Below are 16,426 nucleotides of genomic sequence, written 5' to 3'. Positions count from 1 at the left end.
TGCTGGTGATTTTGCTCCTGTGGCTCTAACCGCTCCTGCTATCAACGGTTAAATAGTAAAGTTTAGCTAAATCAAAAAGCGCTCTCCCAGATTGGGAGGGCGCTTTTTTAGTATGAATGCGCTTAATTTTAGCAGCGCATTCTCAGTCGAGTGTAAGGTAGTGTAAAAACAACTCACTTCCAACCTGACGAGTTTCGATGAGTTGGAGATGAGGAGCAGCATTGGGAACAAAACCCTCTCCTTCCACTGGGCTAGGAGCGTCCTTACCTCCATAAATGACGGGCCAAATTGTCAACCACCAATCGTCAATTCGCCCTGCCTTTACTAAAGCAGCTGTTAAAGAGCCGCCTCCCAAAACAACGACCTTGTGAATACCCCGCTCTGCCATCAAGCTATAGGCCCGATCCCAGTCCAGGTTTGTATCTCCCAAATCAATTAATTCAGCCAGTTTTTGCAAGGTTGTTGCATCAGAATTGCGCTCCAAACCAGTCCGTGTCGTAAATATCCATCGCTCAATATCCTGGCTCAAAAAAGGCAAGTCCAGCGATAGGTCAAGGGAACCTGAGACAACGCAGGTAATGGGCTGGGGAGACTGACCCCGAACCTGACGTGCTGCCAACAGTTCGGGATTGCGAATTGTATAGGTTGACCCATCAGCCCGAATCGTCCCTGCTCCTACCAAGACTAGATCAGCAAGGGAAACTTGATACTCCAAGTGTGCTTGATCAGCTACATCGGAATCACGAGGCGCTTTCGGATCTACGGCGCTAATCTTTCCATCGGCCGTCATAGCAAGAACTACAGTTGTTTGAATAGCTGACATGATTACGTTCTGACGGTTCTTTATAATTTTACCTTTTTGAATTTTTTAACTTTTTTACTACACAGTCTCCATAATTTGTCAACTACTTTTACTCGACCGGCACTCTAGCGCCTGCCGTAGGATGCCCGAACGCGAACAGCGTCTCCTGTCTTGAGAAGGGCTGTAGGGAGATGATTCGCTCTCCGTGGCGCTATCATACATAAGCGTATTTGTTTTTACTTTGCAAAAAAGCAATACTAGATGCAATAGTCATCACCCGCCTTATATCCCGCCACTGATTTGGAGTACCAAATGAGCGTGGAGGACTTACGGCGAAACAGTTAAGATTTTTAACATTAAACGTACAGAAGCTTTTTGTAACATCTATTTATTAAGAATGAGTAGAGACGTAGAACTGCCACATCTCTATATTCTTTTTCACGCCTATGTCTATAAGTTAATCTCCTTTCTCAATAATTCTGGAATTTGAGAAGGACGTTCAGCTACTGAAACTTGCGCTTCTTTGAAAGCAGCTAATTTACTTTGGGCTGTGCCAAAGTTAGGATCGCGTCCGATAACTGTTGCTAAAGTCCCAGTTTGACGCCAACTTTTTCCTGGTGGTGCTTGTCTGCCTGCAATGTAGGCAATTACTGGTTTATCAATTGCCTCAGCAATGTACCGGGCTGCTGCTTCTTCACTACCACCACCGGGTTGACCAATTAAAACGATCGCCTCTGTAGTTTCATCCTCATCGAGAATTTGCAGCCATTGGAGAAATGAGGAACCGACGATCGGATCACTACCAATACTGACACTAATCGACTGCCCCAAACCTGCTTTTGTTAATTCGTAGGCGATTTCGTAGGTGAGAGTGCTGCTACGACTAACGATCCCCACGGAACCAGGGTTATAAAATTCGCTGGGTTGAGTCCCTAAGAGAATTTTTCCTGGTACAATGATTCCCGGACTATTTGGCCCGATTACCAAAGTTTCACAGGCTTCGGCTTTGCGGAGTAATTGCACCATATCCAAAGGCGGCACGCCAGCAGTGATAATAATAATCTGGCAAATATGAGATGCGATCGCTTCTAATGCCGCATCTAGCACGTCGTAAGGATCTACACAGATAACTGTCGTGTCAATTACCCCAAATTGTTCTATTACTTCCTCTACTAAGTCAAAGACTGGCAGTCCATGCAGTTCCTGTCCGCCACATCCAGGATTGACACCAGCTACCAAATTCGTGCCATAAGCTTTCATTTGAGCAACATGAGTGCCTGATATAAATTCACAAAAGCCTTGAATTAATACTTTGCTGTCTGGCGTTAGGTTCATAAAAAATTACCGTAAGTTTGGCAACCCAGTGCCATAGCATTTAGTCTGAAAATAATGGCGGATTACTCCGTTTCTCAATGCTCTCTTGACTACTTCTTATTAGCCGTTGGTTTAGCAAGACGAACTGCTGCCGCCACTGCCTCATCTAAATTTTCTACCACCAGGAGCGCGTCGCTATAGGTTTTTAGTGTTGCTAAATATTTTCTAGCAACATTAAATTCAGAACCAGCAAGACGGACAACTAAGGGTGAAAAATTCCGCTCTCGCCGACTTTTACTACCATTAGAATGTCCAACGTGTGATTGAAGTTCGCTGTTGTCTTGCTGCACAACTCTGGCTATAACTTCAGCCACTTCCTCAGTTTGAGGAATGCTACCCATAAAGTTAATTAGTATTACTTGAATGCTTTTGTCAGCCTCCAGGATTTTCAGACCTGTCTCTAGGCGATCGCGGAAGGTAGTTGGTGTAGTATCTGTGAGGAAAGCATGACGTAGATTCAAACAAACACCTGGTTTGCCACCAGCATTAGCGACTAAATCCAAAGTTGCCATCACTGAACCAGTACCATTACCTAAAATACCGATTTTCCCATGCATTTGCACACCATCCCAGTCGCCCAAAATACCGTTGATTTCAGTACTGGTATGACGACTGATAATTTTTGCCGCCATCTCGGCAAGATCGGGATGACGCTTGATCGCCCGTTCGTTGACTCTGACTTTACCATTAAGAGCCATAACTTGACTAGTCGCACTGACTGCCAAGGGATTTATTTCGACTAAATCCAGGTCTTTTTGCACAAATAACTGGTACATCTTCTGGACAACGCTGCTTACCGACTGCATCAGCGTCCCTTGCAAACCCATTTTCAAAGCCAGTCGTCGGGCATAAAATGGCGAGAATTCCTGATCTACAACGACATAGTGCATTCTTTCCCCAGCCGATTCCCAATCAATGTCTGCTTCTTTGCAACCTAAAAGCACTGGTCGGCAAACAGCAGTGTCTAAAACCACCGCTAGATAAAATTCCTGAGTGGCATCGTATTGGGATTCTGCCAGCACAACTTCCGGCAATTCGCCCCATATTGGTAAACTAAAGATATTTTGAGCAGCTGCTATCGCGTCGATTGTCGTCTCCGCAAACCTGACTCCACCAGCTTTTGCCCGCTCCGCTCCATGTACTTGAGATTTCAGTACAATTGGAAAACGAATTTTTAAACGTTTCAAATCTGTAGGATGGTCAATTCGTTGCGAGGGCAATACAGGAATGCCTATCTTCCCAAACCATTCTTTAACTTGGTACTCTAATAAATCCATTGATACACCTTGTATTGAGACTTTCCCAGCCTTTGCTTAGTGCTGTCTTAATATTTTGCAGCACCTTTATTGCAGAATTAAGCTTTTGGCAGCTATAAAAATTTATTTTTCTCCGATCAATTTTATCGAATTCAGTAAATGAAGCACATTAATTTTGATATTCAACCTGTTTGTGCCAGAGCCAGAACACGTAATTAATCTCCTTAGTAAGTTTCCCAGCATAGAAGATAGCTAGCATTTCTGTCAAAACCCTCTGACACAGCATCCTTTTCTTAACCTTTGGATAATTTTGTCACGACTGCTCTGCAACCAGAATTTTGTCGGGCAGTAGCTCCTGTGAATTTAATTGTCGCAAAATAATGCAGTGAAAATACCCAAAAACTCTATTATTCCCATTTTTTAGTTGTAATTTATATCTGAAGATAGATTATTTATTTTTGTATTTAGCACTCTAAAAATGTAGCAACGCGAACAATAACTGCTTTTTTAATTTTTGGTGAAAAGTCAGAATTTGTGTTAGAAAGTTGGTCGTTCAGATTTTCAGACTGTGGTTGGTTAAACCGTGCATTAGCATTCAACAAACCTAAAAAGTTTATTTCATCCCCTTAAAGATAATCAAAACAATATAGAAATTTAGCGGGAAAGCTCTATGAAAGTAGCAGTCCAGCAGGAAGATTTACAGCTTTTAGCCAAAACTTTGCAGGAACAATTACTTGTAGAAGTATCAACGTCTGAAGTCTTCGAGGTTCAGTGTGCCGTCAATAAAGACAGGTTAATGATTTTAACGCAACATACATCAGATGTAATAGTTGACGCTCAATTAATCTTTGCAGTAATTGAGGAAGTACTTCAGTCTCTAGCACCCTACAAAGAGCAGAGGGTGCAATGTTTCCTCAGAGTTTTTGGCGAACAACTCCCTTATGCCAAATGTTTTTTAGCGTTGAAGCAGACGGGGGGATGGGGAGCAGGGGGAGATCAGGGAGCAGGCGGAGATAAGGGAGCAGGCGGAGATAAGGGAGCAAAATCTTCCTCATCCCCCTCATCATCTTTGACATATTTTCCATCAATCGATGAGACTAAAGAGGAAGAACCGTTTGACCCGTTTGCAGATGCGCCGAATTTGTCGGCTTCAAAGCCAGCATTCCAAGTCAAACCTATCCTACTGGGTGCAGCATTGATAGGAATTGTAGTCTTAGGCGGTAGTACTTACTTATTGACTCGCCCTTGTGTGATGTCTGAGTGTAAAGAAATACAAAATGCCGAGCAATTAAAAACAAAATCTCCGCAACTGATGCGCCGCGCCAGCTCTGAAAAAGAATTAGTTGCTGTACAACAGCAACTTGCAGCAACCAGTGCAGCCCTGAATGTAATTCCTAGTTGGTCGCCCCGTTATCAGGTGTCAGAAGAACTAAAAGCAAGTTTGTCTGGACGAGCAGAAAAAATCAACCTGGTGATCAAGGCTTTGCAGTCGGCATCCTTGGCGGCACAAAAAGTTGGATATAGCCTAGAGGAATTACAAGCTAGGCAACACTTATGGCGACAGGCTATAGGGCCACTAGAAACTATAAGTTCCAGTAGTGAACTCTATGGACTGGTGCAAGGTAAATTACTTAGTTATCGTGTCCGTTTGCATGCTGTAAATCAACAGATATTTATTGAGGAAAAATGGCTGAAAAAACTAACAGCAGCAAAAGCTGTAGCCAACGCCGCCGAGAACCAGGAAACTACTGCTAAATCCTTGAATGAATTGCAAAAGGTGCAGTTTACTTGGCTGGTGGTAGTTAATGCCTTGAATACCATTCCTCAAACTAGCGCTGGATACCAAGAAGCCCAAAAGCTGTTGATAGATTATAAACCTAAACTAGTCGCAGCACGCGATCGCGCTACAAAAGAAGGATTTGCTGTTAAAACCTACCAACAAGCCGTTAGCACTGCCAACCAAGCCAAAGTTTATCAGCAACAAAAGCAATGGCAAGCAGCAGCAACATACTGGGATCAGGCTTTGCAAACTGCTAAAAAAGTTTCCCAAGATAGCTTGTACTACACTCAGGCTCAGTCTCTCATTGAACCCTATTCAGTAGCCCTCAAACAAGCACAAGAAAAACTCCAAGTTGTTAGTAGTTTGCAACAAACTCGTACCGACTTAGATAAAACCTGTATTAATCGAATTCGGATTTGCACATTTAGCATAGACAACACAATAATTATTGTCCGGCTCACCTCTGAGTATAACCAACTAAGGCAAAATAACTTGGGTAATCCTTATTCTAAAAACTCGGATACTGCTGTTGATGTCACCAATCACTTGCAAATCTTACGGGAAGCTTTAGCTGTAATTAGTGACAATGCTAACCTGTCTCTTTTCCTCTATGATTCCCAAGGTCAGGTAATTTATACGCGGACTTTAGCTGGGTAGAAGAGTTAGGAGTTACACAATTTTTGATTTTATATTTTAGATTGAAAAGAGCAATCAAGTCACTAGCTCTGTCAATTAATTTTAGATTTTGCAGAAAATTGCTCTTGCGGCTCTGCCGCGCCACTTCCTATATAATCAAAGTCAGTATTCCTAAGAGGTTCTCCCTCTCTCCAGGGCAAACGCATCTTATTTACTAATAAAAACTAAGAGAGATTTCAACAAACCAGGTATGAGATATTTACTGTACTGTTTTTCCGATTCTCAAAAAGTTATTGGAGATGCAATTATAGATGGATTACCGATAGGAAATATTTGATTTTTTAACAAAGTATATTCAGTTTAATTCCCCTGCCTCTACAGGCATTAAAACCTGCTGCCTAATTAAAATCGCCGTCACAAAACGGAATTGCAAATTGCGAATTGCGAATTGGTTTAATCCGTTTTCCTAACAGCCGTTAATATCGATATCGACTAATACACTACTTAGTACATCTATGATAGAGCGTTCTTTGACGCATCTACCCCCGTCAGTCATTCCTAAATAAAGCAGTACCTGATTGCCCACAAGGTGAGATAATTGCTTCATCGCTTCTGGACTTGCCAATCGGTTATACCAATATAAAGGCTTGATATGACTTAATTATATCTTCCTTCATTGGCAGTATGACATTAAGACGGGTTTCAAGCCATTCTGACGCGATTCTAGCGGTAATCTTACCAAGGCAGTTTTGATGAGAATAGCATATATAATTTTGGCGCATAAATATCCAGAACAATTATTACGTCTTATTTACAAACTAAACACAGATGATGTTGTATTTTTTATCCACATAGATAAAAAATCTGATAATAAGTTTTATCATCAGGTACGGACTCAATTCAAGGATTATCCAAATATCTCTTTCATAAAGAGATACCGTTCAGCATGGGCAAGTTTTGGTCTTCTCAGAGCTAGTCTTGAAGGAATAAAATCAATAGTTGAAACAGATACTTACTTCGATTATGTTATATATTTATCAGGTCAAGACTATTTGATTAAGTCAAATGAACAGATTAAAAAGTTTTTTCAAGAGAATAAAGGTAAAGAATTTATAGAGTATTTCCCACTACCTTATGCTCTATGGCATGGGGGTTTAACAAGATTAGAATGTTGGTATATCCGTTGGAACAATAAGATTTATCGTATCCCTGAAAAGCGTGAGTTTAAATCTCGTATTAACTCTTTCTTGTATTCATTGTTACTTTTGCTTGTACCGAAAAGACGTAAATTGCCTGAAGGTTTTGCTCTTTATGGAGGTTCAACATTTTGGTGCTTAACAGGAGAATGTATAAAATGGATAAATGATTTTGTGAAGCAAAACCCTAAGTTTGTTAACCGTTTTAATTACACTTTTTGTCCAGATGAATTGTTTTACCAGATTCTAATTGTAAATTCACCTTTTCAGGAAAAAATTATTAACACTTACTTAACATATATAGAGTGGCCTAATGATTATTCCGGTCACCCCAAAATTTTAGAAAAAAATGATTTTGAGAAAATTAGAGAATCCGAAAAACTATTTGCCAGGAAGTTTGATATGACGAAAGACCCGGATATATTAAATATGATTGATAAAATAATATTGGGTTAAGCTTAAAAAAGCAAATAAATTTTGAATTACATGGCGATTGCTCTAAGCTGACACTTATGAGCAATGCTATGACCCGACGACAGATGTGATTCAAATAAATGAAAACTGCTCTAATGCGGCAGTTGGTTTTTTCCTTGTCTGATCAGCAGTTATGCAACTTATCAAATAGCCATGCCAAAGCACCATCAACATCAGTAACTTGTTCCCCTGGCGGTATGGCTGGACGATTTACCATAACAACCTTCAGGTTCAGTTCTCGCGCTGCAATAATCTTGGGGTTTGTGGCATCGCCACCGCTATTTTTACTGACGATAGTATCAATGTTGTTGTGAATTAGGATTTGTCTCTCATTATTGAGGGTAAAAGGCCCGCGATCGCACAATATCATTCCCGGTGGTACTAAAGCATCATCGGTAGGGGGGTCAATCATCCGCATCAGAAACCAAATTTTCTCTAGATGAGCAAAAGCGGCGAGTTCTTGCCTACCAACTGTCAAAAATACTTGCTGTGCCTGGTTTGCTACAGATGCTGCTGCGGCTTCAACGCTGTCAACTTCAATCCAGCGATCGCCACTTACTTTTTCCCAAGGCGGACGAATTAACATCAGACGGGGTACTCCGACTTCGGTTGCAGCATCTGCCGCATTGAATGAAATCTGGGTAGCAAAAGGATGGGTTGCATCAATTAATAAGTCAATTTGCATTACTCGCATATAGCTAGCCAATCCAGCCACACCACCAAAGCCTCCAACCCGTAAATCGCCCAACGGAACTGATGGTTTACGGGTGCGACCGGCTAGAGACGTGATTGCTTCTAACCCTTGGATAGTCGCCACTCTGGCAGCTAGTTCTGCGGCATCTCCCGTTCCACCCAGAATCAAAACGCGCATCATTGAGATAAAAAAAGAGTCAGGATTCAGAATACTCTACCCATAAAGCGCAAAGTCGGAGCGGCGGCTTCCGCCGTTGGCACAGCCCGCCGCAGGCATCTGAACTTTGTAAGACAGGGATAAAGTTTTAACAAGGAAGAATATTTGAATTTCCTTTTGCCCACGAGGTTAGAAGGTTTTAATTTATACTCAGACGCTCGCGGAGTCGCTACCGCTCCGCTATCAGCTACTCGTACAGAATTCAGAAAGAATTCTGACTCCTGACTTCTGAGTTATTCTTCATAAAGGTGGAATCTTTGCCAAAATGCCCTTCTTCAGAGCTTCTGGACGCTCTGACCAAGGTAGTAAACCATCTGCTTTCACATAGTATTGACTAGCACATTCTAGTACCGCAGATGCACTACCATCAACGGCTAAATCACCAAATAAATATGTTAATTTGCCTTTGGCAGCAAAGGCCACTACACAGGAACGATTACAAGCACTCATGCATTGAACTTCCTGAATTGGGAATTCATCTCGTAAGTCCCAATTTTGTGCAAGCTGCTGAAGTTGGTGTAGAAGTTTTTCACCGCCACTTTCACCTAAGCGTTTTCCATCTTGCCAAATGCTAGCGCAAGTTTTGCAAACAAATAAAGTATGGTCAGCAACACCCAAGGAACTAGTTGGGGAAATATTTACAGTAGTAGTCATCTGTACCTCGCAGATATGTGGAAGTGATAAATCTATTTCGGTGGGCATCCTGACTTACTCAATTTGGGATTTTCGATTACTTAGTTCCTTAATCTCAAATTAGTTCACAGTTGCTCCCAAGCGCCGGATTTGCCCCGAACTTTAAGAGTTACCTCTGGTAGCTGATTCCTACCAGAACCGAATAACCTTATCGATCATACACTAGGGTGATCTAAGAAAAGCATATTACCAATGCTAGAAACCCGGTTTTTGTCACAGGTGCAAGATGTCAAATTATAGAATTCGCCTGATTTGGGTCTTTATCTTGCCTGAACACAGAAGTATATGCTAGTATTAATAATTGTGTGGTTAAGGACGTATAGCTCAGTTGGTTAGAGCGCTACGTTGACATCGTAGAGGTCACTGGTTCGAATCCAGTTACGTCCATTTGTTGTACAGTGACTAATTATTTGTCGTCGGTGACAGATATAATGTCGTTGGGACTAATTAACTGTCGTCGGGACAAATTGATGTCGTTTAAGTGCCAGTGACAGATTAATGTCATTTATTTACAGAGACTATAGCGATAATGTCAACGTAGCGCTCTCTTTCAACCCTCCCTAATAAAAATTATGATAACCCACCTAGTACCTGGAGGGTTGTTACAACATTTTTGTATGCGTGCGTAATAGTTGCAGATTTGGCTTTCAAGCCACCCAATACCTGGAGGGTTTTTGCCACCAAAATCTATGGCGTTTGATTGCGCCTCTGAAATCACTTTCAACCCACCCAGTACCTGGAGGGTTTTTGCCACCTGCTGGCATTTTTTTTCCATGGATTATTTTCCTTTCAACCCACCCAGTACCTGGAGGGTTTTTGCCACCCACTTAGTTTCAAAATATTGTAGGGGAACGTTTCTAGATTTCCTCAGCGCGTATGTCTCCCAATTTCCTATTTGAGCTTCAGTCACAAGAATCATATCTTAGTGGAAAAACGAGAGATTCAGACGGGGCAAGGTATTTGGAACTTGCACGGAACTCTTAGAAATTTTGCCTTGATTTTAGTCCTTCAAATGAAGAATTGCGGAGGGGTCAGTCTTGAGAGGCTGACACAGTTGACTAACAACAGTTGTTGGGAGCTTACCTTTTTGGTGCGATGCCTGCGGCGGGCTACGCCAACGCATTCACGAAGTCTTACACCAAAACCTCAAACGCTTTAGCGAGTAATGTTAAGTACTATTACGCTGCATAAGGATGCTTATTAGCACTTTTATACTGCTGATAAATATGGAGAAATACTATATTACTCAGGTTGTCTACGTTTTTCGTTCTTAAATTCTTCCTCTAGGTTGCGACTTTTGATAATTTGGCGATGGGGAATTATATCTAAACCCCAATCTTTGAAAGTTTTAACTTCATTTTGGGCTTCGCTGATTACAACTAAATATTCGGTTGACTGCAACCATTGCAAATGTTGCTGGTGTTCCACTTCCTCTTGTTCATCACCAGCTTGTTTGACTAATTGTATCTGTGCTTGTATTGCTTGTTTCCAGTATTTATCGATAAGTCCGTGCATTCGCACAGCCGTAATCTTATCTAGACAAACAAGCATGGCTTTTCCTGTTTGCCAACGTTGGGTATAGTGAGCTACTAAGTCTTCGGCGATTCGGTCTAAACGTTTTTCGGCGGTGAGGATGAGATATTCTCCCCCCAAGCGGCGACGCACAGCTTCTTCTTGTTCTGCGTCGAGGTCAAATTGTTCGATGGCGGTGGCGAGGCGTTGATTTAGTTCCTCCTCAGCTGCAACTTGGCGTTGAGTGCCTTTGTCCTCATAATATAATTCTTCGCCTCGATTGTCGTAGTACAGAGGAACAGTTGCACCATCTTCGACAGCGCGTTGGAAGTCGTAGGTGAAAACGTAGCCGCCGAAAACTCGACGGGTAAGTTGGTCTTCTTCCGACTCCATTAAGGGTGTACCAGTAAAGCCGATGAAAGATGCATTGGGTAAACTAGAACGCATATTTTCCGCGAGTTTACCGTATTGGGTGCGGTGCGCTTCGTCGGAGATGACGATAATATCGGGACGCAGGGAGTAAATTTCGCCTGGTTTGTTGAATTTGTGAATCAGCGTGAAAACGTAGCGATGGTTGTCTTTGAGTAATTCAGCTAATTTCTCACCACTGGCGGCTTGGGTGTTATTCTCTTTGATAGCACCAACGCCAGCAAAGGTTTTTACGATTTGATTATCTAATTCTTGGCGGTCTGTGACGATGACAAAGGTAAAATTACCTGGTAATTGGCGGTGGGCTTTGCGCGTCAGAAATGCCATTGAGTAAGATTTACCGCTACCTTGAGTATGCCAGAAAACGCCAAGTTTCCCTTCTCGGACTTGCCGTTGTTGAATGGCGGTAAATGCGCGGTTAACACCAAGAAATTGGTGATTACGAGTCAGAATTTTGATGCTTTTACCGCTACTGTCATCAAAAAGGATGAAGTTTTCGATGATGTCGAGGAAATTGTCTTTGCGGCACATCCCCATTAACATTGTTTGGTAGTCAACTTTGCCGAGTTCCTCTTCTTCTAGACGTTTCCATTCTTGGAAGTGGCCGTAGCGACTGGTGATGCTACCTACTTTCCCCACTATTCCATTACTCAACATGACTATGGCGTTGTGATGGAAAATTTCCGGGATAGTGTCTTTGTAGTCGGTGTAGTTGTCTTCGTAAGCCACTCTGACGTTGCGGTACGTGGCTTTAAGTTCAATAAATAGTAAAGGAATACCATTAACGAAGCCGATGATATCAGGTCGTTTGGAATAGAGAGAACCTTTAATAGACAACTCCCGCACAATCAGGAAATGATTATTTTCTGGGTTTTGAAAGTCAATCACTTTCAGGCGGGGATTGATGGTTTCACCATCTGGGTTTTTGTAGGGTTTCTCTAGGATCCCTTCGCGGATAAGTTGGTATTTTTTATGGTTGATGGTAACTAATTGGTCTGAAATATTGGATGTGGTGAATTGGGCGATCGCATCGTCGTATACTTGGTTTGGATGACCAGGGTTAAATTTCTCCAGTGCTTGGCGCAGATAGCGTGTGAGGACAACTTCCCGTTTATCTTTGCGTCCTAGTGTACCGTTAATCCCGAAAGTTTCTTTTTTGTATGCGTAAACTGAGTGCCATTTCAGGGTTTGTTCAAAGAAGTTAGCGGTAGTTTGTTGCACCAAGCGGTCTTCGGAATATTCGGAACTCATAGGGGTGATAGGTGATACAGGTCGCTATTCTATTGATAGCTTTGGGATTGGGTAAGTAGCAAGTATCACCTTTAAAATAATTTCATATGCTTTCTCTTTTTGAACTTTTCTGTAAGGAAAAAGGCTTATTATTTTCTCAAAATGCTTGATTGCTTTGTCATTTCAGTAGATTTAGCAAGCAAAAAGGCTTATTGCTTTCTCAAAATGCTTGATTGCTTTCTCATTTCAGTAGATTCAGCAAGCAAAAAGGCTTATTGCTTTCTCAAAATGCTTGATTGCTTTCTCATTTCAGTAGATTCAGCAAGCAAAAAGGCTTATTGCTTTCTCAAAATGCTTGATTGCTTTCTCATTTCAGTAGATTCAGCAAGCAAAAAGGCAGATTGTGTTCTCAAATGCTTGATTGCTTTCTCATTTGAGTAATTTACTAAATTAATGCAATAGAATATTCACCAGTCGGGTGGAATGCAATACTGCGTAGATTTTGAATATTGGTAAGTTGGGTTGAGCCTTTGCGAAACCCAACAAACCTAGCAAAATGTTGGGTTACCCTGCGGGAAGCAAGCTACGTTCCTCAACCCAACCCCTCCCCTACAAGGGGAGGGGAGTTATTATCTTTCCCCCCTTCCCTCGTAGGGAAGGGGGGTAGGGGGGTTAGGTTATTCTCTGCAAACCATGCAAGATGCACTTGTAATTCACCAATTAAATCTTGTCTCGCCTCTGCAAATTCTTTAATTCCCGCCTCCAACTCAGACAAACTAGCGCGAAAAGTCTCAATATTCTGATTGGCGATATCTTCAGCAACTAATCCCTCAACTTCGGGTAACTCCTTTAATAAAGGAAGCGAAGCACCAAGACGATCGCTAAAATTCTGCAATAATTGTGTCAACTTAGCTAAAGGTGACTCCAACTGTGTCAACGCACCTTCAATAGTCGCCGCTTCTTGGTGCGTCTTGTTTAAATAATCCTGCACCAATCCTAAATAACGTTCCTGCTGACCGCGATACAACCAAGCGATCGCCGTGATATTCTGGAGTTGTTCTTCACTAAAATCGCGGATTTTGCGCGTCACCACTCGGTAGACATTCCGCGCATCAATCATCAACACTTTGTCTTGGCGTTCTGCTGGTTTTCCCTTGTCAAAAAACCACAATGTACAAGGTAGAGATTTTGTGTAAAAAAAGTTTGTCCCAATAGAGATAATCATATCTACCGCTTGGGTAGCAATTAACTCCTCTCGAATCTCCTTTTCCCCATGTCCTGCATCCGATGCCGAACTCGCCATTACAAACCCGGCTCTACCTCGCTGATTTAAATAACTGTAAAAATACTGTATCCACAAGTAATTTGCATTGCTCACTGCTTTAGTTTTCGCAGCAATTCCCGGTATCTTTTTCTCAGTAAACAGCCGGGGGTCAGTCTTCACCTTCTCTGGACTCACACCATCCACGTTAAACGGCGGGTTAGACATGACAAAATCACATTCACCCAGCAACTCTTCCCAGCGATCGTAAAAAGTATTACCTTGGCGAATTATCCCTTCTAAAGCGTGAACCGCTAAGTTCATTCGCGCTAAACGAGTGTTAGTGTCCGATTTTTCCTGTCCGTAAAAAGTAATTTTTGCAGCTGCATCCTCACCGCGATTTTCGAGAAAATGTCCTGTCTGCACAAACATACCTGCACTACCGCAAGCAGGGTCTAAGACATTTCCCCGGTCAGGTTCAATCATATTTACAATCGTCCGTACCAAAGAAGGCGGTGTAAAAAATTCTCCTCCTTCTTGTGCGCCACTCATGGCAAACTTATTCAGAAAATACTCATAAATTCGCCCAAACACATCACCTGTAGCTGTACGTAACTCTTCGCGGTCAAAAATTCGCACCAAGTTATACAGCAAATCCTGCTCAAAACTGGTGTACTCCTTCGGTAACACTCCCTGCAACATCTGAGTTTCATCTTCAATCGCTTTCATCGCTGCATTAATCGCCTTGCCAATATCTGCGTTTTCTGCCAAATTCAAGATGCGATCATACTGGGCTTCAATTGGTAAAAAAATTGCTGACTTTCCTTTAAAGTCATCTTTGGTAATCGGGCGTTTTCTACCACCCCGCGAAGGTAAACCCTTTTCAATCTCCGCGTTTACAGCATTGAAGCGATTTGTTGCATGGCGAAGAAAGATTAGCCCCAGTACGGGCATACTGTATTCATTAGCATTGAGTTTTGAGTTAGCACGGAGTTGGTCTGCAGCTTCCCACAGGGAAGATTCAAGTTGACTGATATTGAGCATAGTTTGTTAGCGACTTAGGCGATATGACTGTCTATTTCGCCTAAAAAATTATGAATTTACATATTAACTGTTTTGACAACCAGGGAATCTGTTATCTTTTCCCCTAGCCCAAACAAATATACTTAGCACGTTTAATTCCTTGATCGAAATTTTTTAACCTAAAATAACGTCCCAAAGACGATAAGCAGAAATACTTTTGACACACTAGGCAATAACTTTTCAAAACCATTAAGCGTTTACACATCATTTCCCTTGACTTGGTGGGATTTTGCCCTCATTCTGAGCTTGTTTAATTGCTCGTTTCACAATTAACACTGCCATCTGAGACAAAGAACGCTCCTCTGCATCAGCCAACAATTGCAGGGCTTCTTTGTCTTCTTCTTCCATATAAAGAGTTACAGTTACTTTTCCCATGTCAGCATCATAAGGGATTTTGTTTGTTTTTGTATTAAATACATTAAAAAACACTAATTAAAACAAAAACACTTTGTTTTAGCGTATAATTACTGATAAGTCAAAAGCCAGCCATCAACTTTCTCAGGGCGGATGCTGGCTTTTGGCCCCCATATCACAGGAGACATTATCCATGTTAAAGCCTGTTAGCTACAAAACAGATGAACACAGAGCTTATCAACAAGCTTTAGATGACTTCAACATTACAGAATTACTGGCAAAGCTCAACAACTACTCTGATGCTGACTTTGATAGCACCTGGATACAACCCCAGCAGCAAGAAATAGAAACTCTAGCTGCTATTCTGATTTCTCAGTTGACTCACAGCATCAATGGTAAGTTGATTGCTGCTTATCTCAATCTCATCCGGCACAGTAACCAAGATATAGTTCTAAGCTTGATTAACCTGAAATGCCCAAATGCATCTATTGAGCTTCCTGTCAACTTTCCTGATGTAGCGAAGACACCCAGATTTTTATATGGCGATCGCTTGCGTTGGATCTCTGCTGAAAGTGATACTGACTGGGGTATTGTCATTGGTAGATTTTATAGCTTTGCTGGCGATCGCTGCTGCTGGAGTTGGTGCTACCTGATTTGGTTGAGCAAAGATAGCCCCAGTGCTGTCTGGACATCTGCCGATATTGCTTGGGAAGACGATTTAGAACCAATCAGCGAGGAAGCAGACTTATGAATCCTCATCCACTCAAGCAGCGAGAGCAAGATTTGATTCAACTCTACAGCTACTGTCAATTGGGAATGACTCCCAAGCAGTTTTACTCCAAGTGGCAGGTGAACTACGAAGAAATTGCTCAAATTTCCTCTCGTTCCCTGTCCACCACCCACGGAGGTGGCTTTTGCCTGTGTAGCCGCGACTTCCAGTCGCCTGGTGCTAAGGTAGCGCCTACACTACTTTCACAATCCCTAATTTCCAGCTTATGATTCTTTACCAATGCAAGTTAACCCTCGACGATAACGTATTTTTTGCCAACAAAATTGGAAGAACAAAAGAAAATGAAGGCAGTTTGTTTCCACTAACCAAATCCCCTCACGGGGACTGAAACATGAGACCGCATTGCATCAGCCATCACCGACTTAGGTTTCCACTAACCAAATCCCCTCACGGGGACTGAAACAGTTGCGACCGTAGCTCCAAACAGAGAGTCTAGGGTTTCCACTAACCAAATCCCCTCACGGGGACTGAAACCTGCGATATTTTTTTGTAGAATATCCCTGCCCGTTTCCACTAACCAAATCCCCTCGCGGGGAATACCAAGGGTGGGCGTAGCCATCGCTCTGGAGTAATGACTTGCAATAGCTTGTTTTGAAGTCAAAAACTGTATTCAAAATACGGTTTTTTGACATTTTTTTGGGGGTTG

General features: G+C 42.1%; 13 protein-coding genes, 1 tRNA gene and 2 CRISPR repeat arrays. Of the genes, 5 read left to right on the top strand and 9 right to left on the bottom strand.

The features are described from left to right. Window positions 1-142: 142 nt before the first annotated feature. The 3 genes from PUQ00_RS21090 to PUQ00_RS21080 all read right to left on the bottom strand — a co-directional run bounded on the left by PUQ00_RS21090 (window position 143) and on the right by PUQ00_RS21080 (window position 3,453). The gene (locus tag PUQ00_RS21090) at window positions 143-823 is read right to left on the bottom strand and encodes a RibD family protein (RefSeq protein ID WP_300420337.1); all 681 of its coding nucleotides are present in this window, start codon (window positions 821-823) and stop codon (window positions 143-145) included. A gap of 429 nt (window positions 824-1,252) precedes the next feature. Beyond that, entirely contained in the window at window positions 1,253-2,137 is an 885-nt protein-coding gene (locus tag PUQ00_RS21085) for a CoA-binding protein (protein WP_300420334.1), read from the bottom strand. A gap of 89 nt (window positions 2,138-2,226) precedes the next feature. Beyond that, window positions 2,227-3,453 (bottom strand): succinate--CoA ligase subunit beta, encoded by a 1,227-nt coding sequence (locus tag PUQ00_RS21080; protein WP_300420332.1) that lies wholly within the window; start codon window positions 3,451-3,453, stop codon window positions 2,227-2,229. 649 nt (window positions 3,454-4,102) lie between these two features. Here PUQ00_RS21080 and PUQ00_RS21075 point away from each other — a divergent pair. Then, a complete protein-coding gene (locus tag PUQ00_RS21075; protein WP_300420330.1) occupies window positions 4,103-5,869 on the top strand; it encodes a hypothetical protein in 1,767 nt (588 codons plus the stop codon). Between the two features lie 445 nt (window positions 5,870-6,314). On the opposite strand, the gene PUQ00_RS21070 is transcribed toward PUQ00_RS21075, so the two are convergent. Next, window positions 6,315-6,473, bottom strand: a complete 159-nt coding sequence (locus PUQ00_RS21070; RefSeq protein ID WP_300420327.1) for a hypothetical protein — start codon at window positions 6,471-6,473, stop codon at window positions 6,315-6,317. A 127-nt stretch (window positions 6,474-6,600) separates the two neighbouring features. On the opposite strand from PUQ00_RS21070, the gene PUQ00_RS21065 reads away from it, so the two are divergent. Next, the gene (locus PUQ00_RS21065) at window positions 6,601-7,500 is read left to right on the top strand and encodes a beta-1,6-N-acetylglucosaminyltransferase (protein WP_300420325.1); all 900 of its coding nucleotides are present in this window, start codon (window positions 6,601-6,603) and stop codon (window positions 7,498-7,500) included. Between the two features lie 142 nt (window positions 7,501-7,642). On the opposite strand, the gene PUQ00_RS21060 is transcribed toward PUQ00_RS21065, so the two are convergent. Continuing rightward, entirely contained in the window at window positions 7,643-8,389 is a 747-nt protein-coding gene (locus PUQ00_RS21060) for a cobalt-precorrin-6A reductase (RefSeq protein ID WP_300420343.1), read from the bottom strand. Window positions 8,390-8,668: 279 nt separating this feature from the next. After that, entirely contained in the window at window positions 8,669-9,082 is a 414-nt protein-coding gene (locus PUQ00_RS21055) for a DUF1636 family protein (protein WP_300420340.1), read from the bottom strand. Window positions 9,083-9,434: 352 nt separating this feature from the next. Between PUQ00_RS21055 and PUQ00_RS21050 the strand changes: the two genes are divergently transcribed. After that, a tRNA-Val gene (locus PUQ00_RS21050) sits at window positions 9,435-9,508 on the top strand. Between the two features lie 201 nt (window positions 9,509-9,709). After that, window positions 9,710-9,945: direct repeats of the CRISPR family, unit length 22 nt; unit sequence TACCTGGAGGGTTTTTGCCACC. A gap of 418 nt (window positions 9,946-10,363) precedes the next feature. On the opposite strand, the gene PUQ00_RS21045 is transcribed toward PUQ00_RS21050, so the two are convergent. The 3 genes from PUQ00_RS21045 to PUQ00_RS21035 form a co-directional block, all read right to left on the bottom strand. Then, on the bottom strand, window positions 10,364-12,313 hold the full coding sequence (locus PUQ00_RS21045; RefSeq protein WP_300420322.1) for an HsdR family type I site-specific deoxyribonuclease: 1,950 nt from the start codon (window positions 12,311-12,313) through the stop codon (window positions 10,364-10,366). 571 nt (window positions 12,314-12,884) lie between these two features. Continuing rightward, window positions 12,885-14,597 (bottom strand): class I SAM-dependent DNA methyltransferase, encoded by a 1,713-nt coding sequence (locus tag PUQ00_RS21040; protein ID WP_300420319.1) that lies wholly within the window; start codon window positions 14,595-14,597, stop codon window positions 12,885-12,887. 243 nt (window positions 14,598-14,840) lie between these two features. After that, window positions 14,841-15,011, bottom strand: a complete 171-nt coding sequence (locus PUQ00_RS21035) for a hypothetical protein (RefSeq protein ID WP_300420317.1) — start codon at window positions 15,009-15,011, stop codon at window positions 14,841-14,843. Between the two features lie 172 nt (window positions 15,012-15,183). Between PUQ00_RS21035 and PUQ00_RS21030 the strand changes: the two genes are divergently transcribed. Both PUQ00_RS21030 and PUQ00_RS21025 read left to right on the top strand, forming a co-directional pair. Further along, a complete protein-coding gene (locus PUQ00_RS21030) occupies window positions 15,184-15,741 on the top strand; it encodes a hypothetical protein (RefSeq protein ID WP_300420315.1) in 558 nt (185 codons plus the stop codon). Beyond that, window positions 15,738-15,989 (top strand): hypothetical protein, encoded by a 252-nt coding sequence (locus PUQ00_RS21025; RefSeq protein WP_300420314.1) that lies wholly within the window; start codon window positions 15,738-15,740, stop codon window positions 15,987-15,989. The genes PUQ00_RS21030 and PUQ00_RS21025 overlap by 4 nt, the downstream gene beginning before the upstream one ends. Before the next feature lie 85 nt (window positions 15,990-16,074). After that, a CRISPR array of direct repeats spans window positions 16,075-16,323; the repeat unit is 37 nt; unit sequence GTTTCCACTAACCAAATCCCCTCACGGGGACTGAAAC. Between the last annotated feature and the right edge of the window lie 103 nt (window positions 16,324-16,426).

The sequence above is a fragment of the Nostoc sp. S13 genome (assembly GCF_029379315.1).
Classification (GTDB): Bacteria; Cyanobacteriota; Cyanobacteriia; order Cyanobacteriales; family Nostocaceae; genus Nostoc.
Note: the sequence above shows the minus strand (reverse complement) of the source record. Positions and strands in the feature narration are given on the sequence as shown.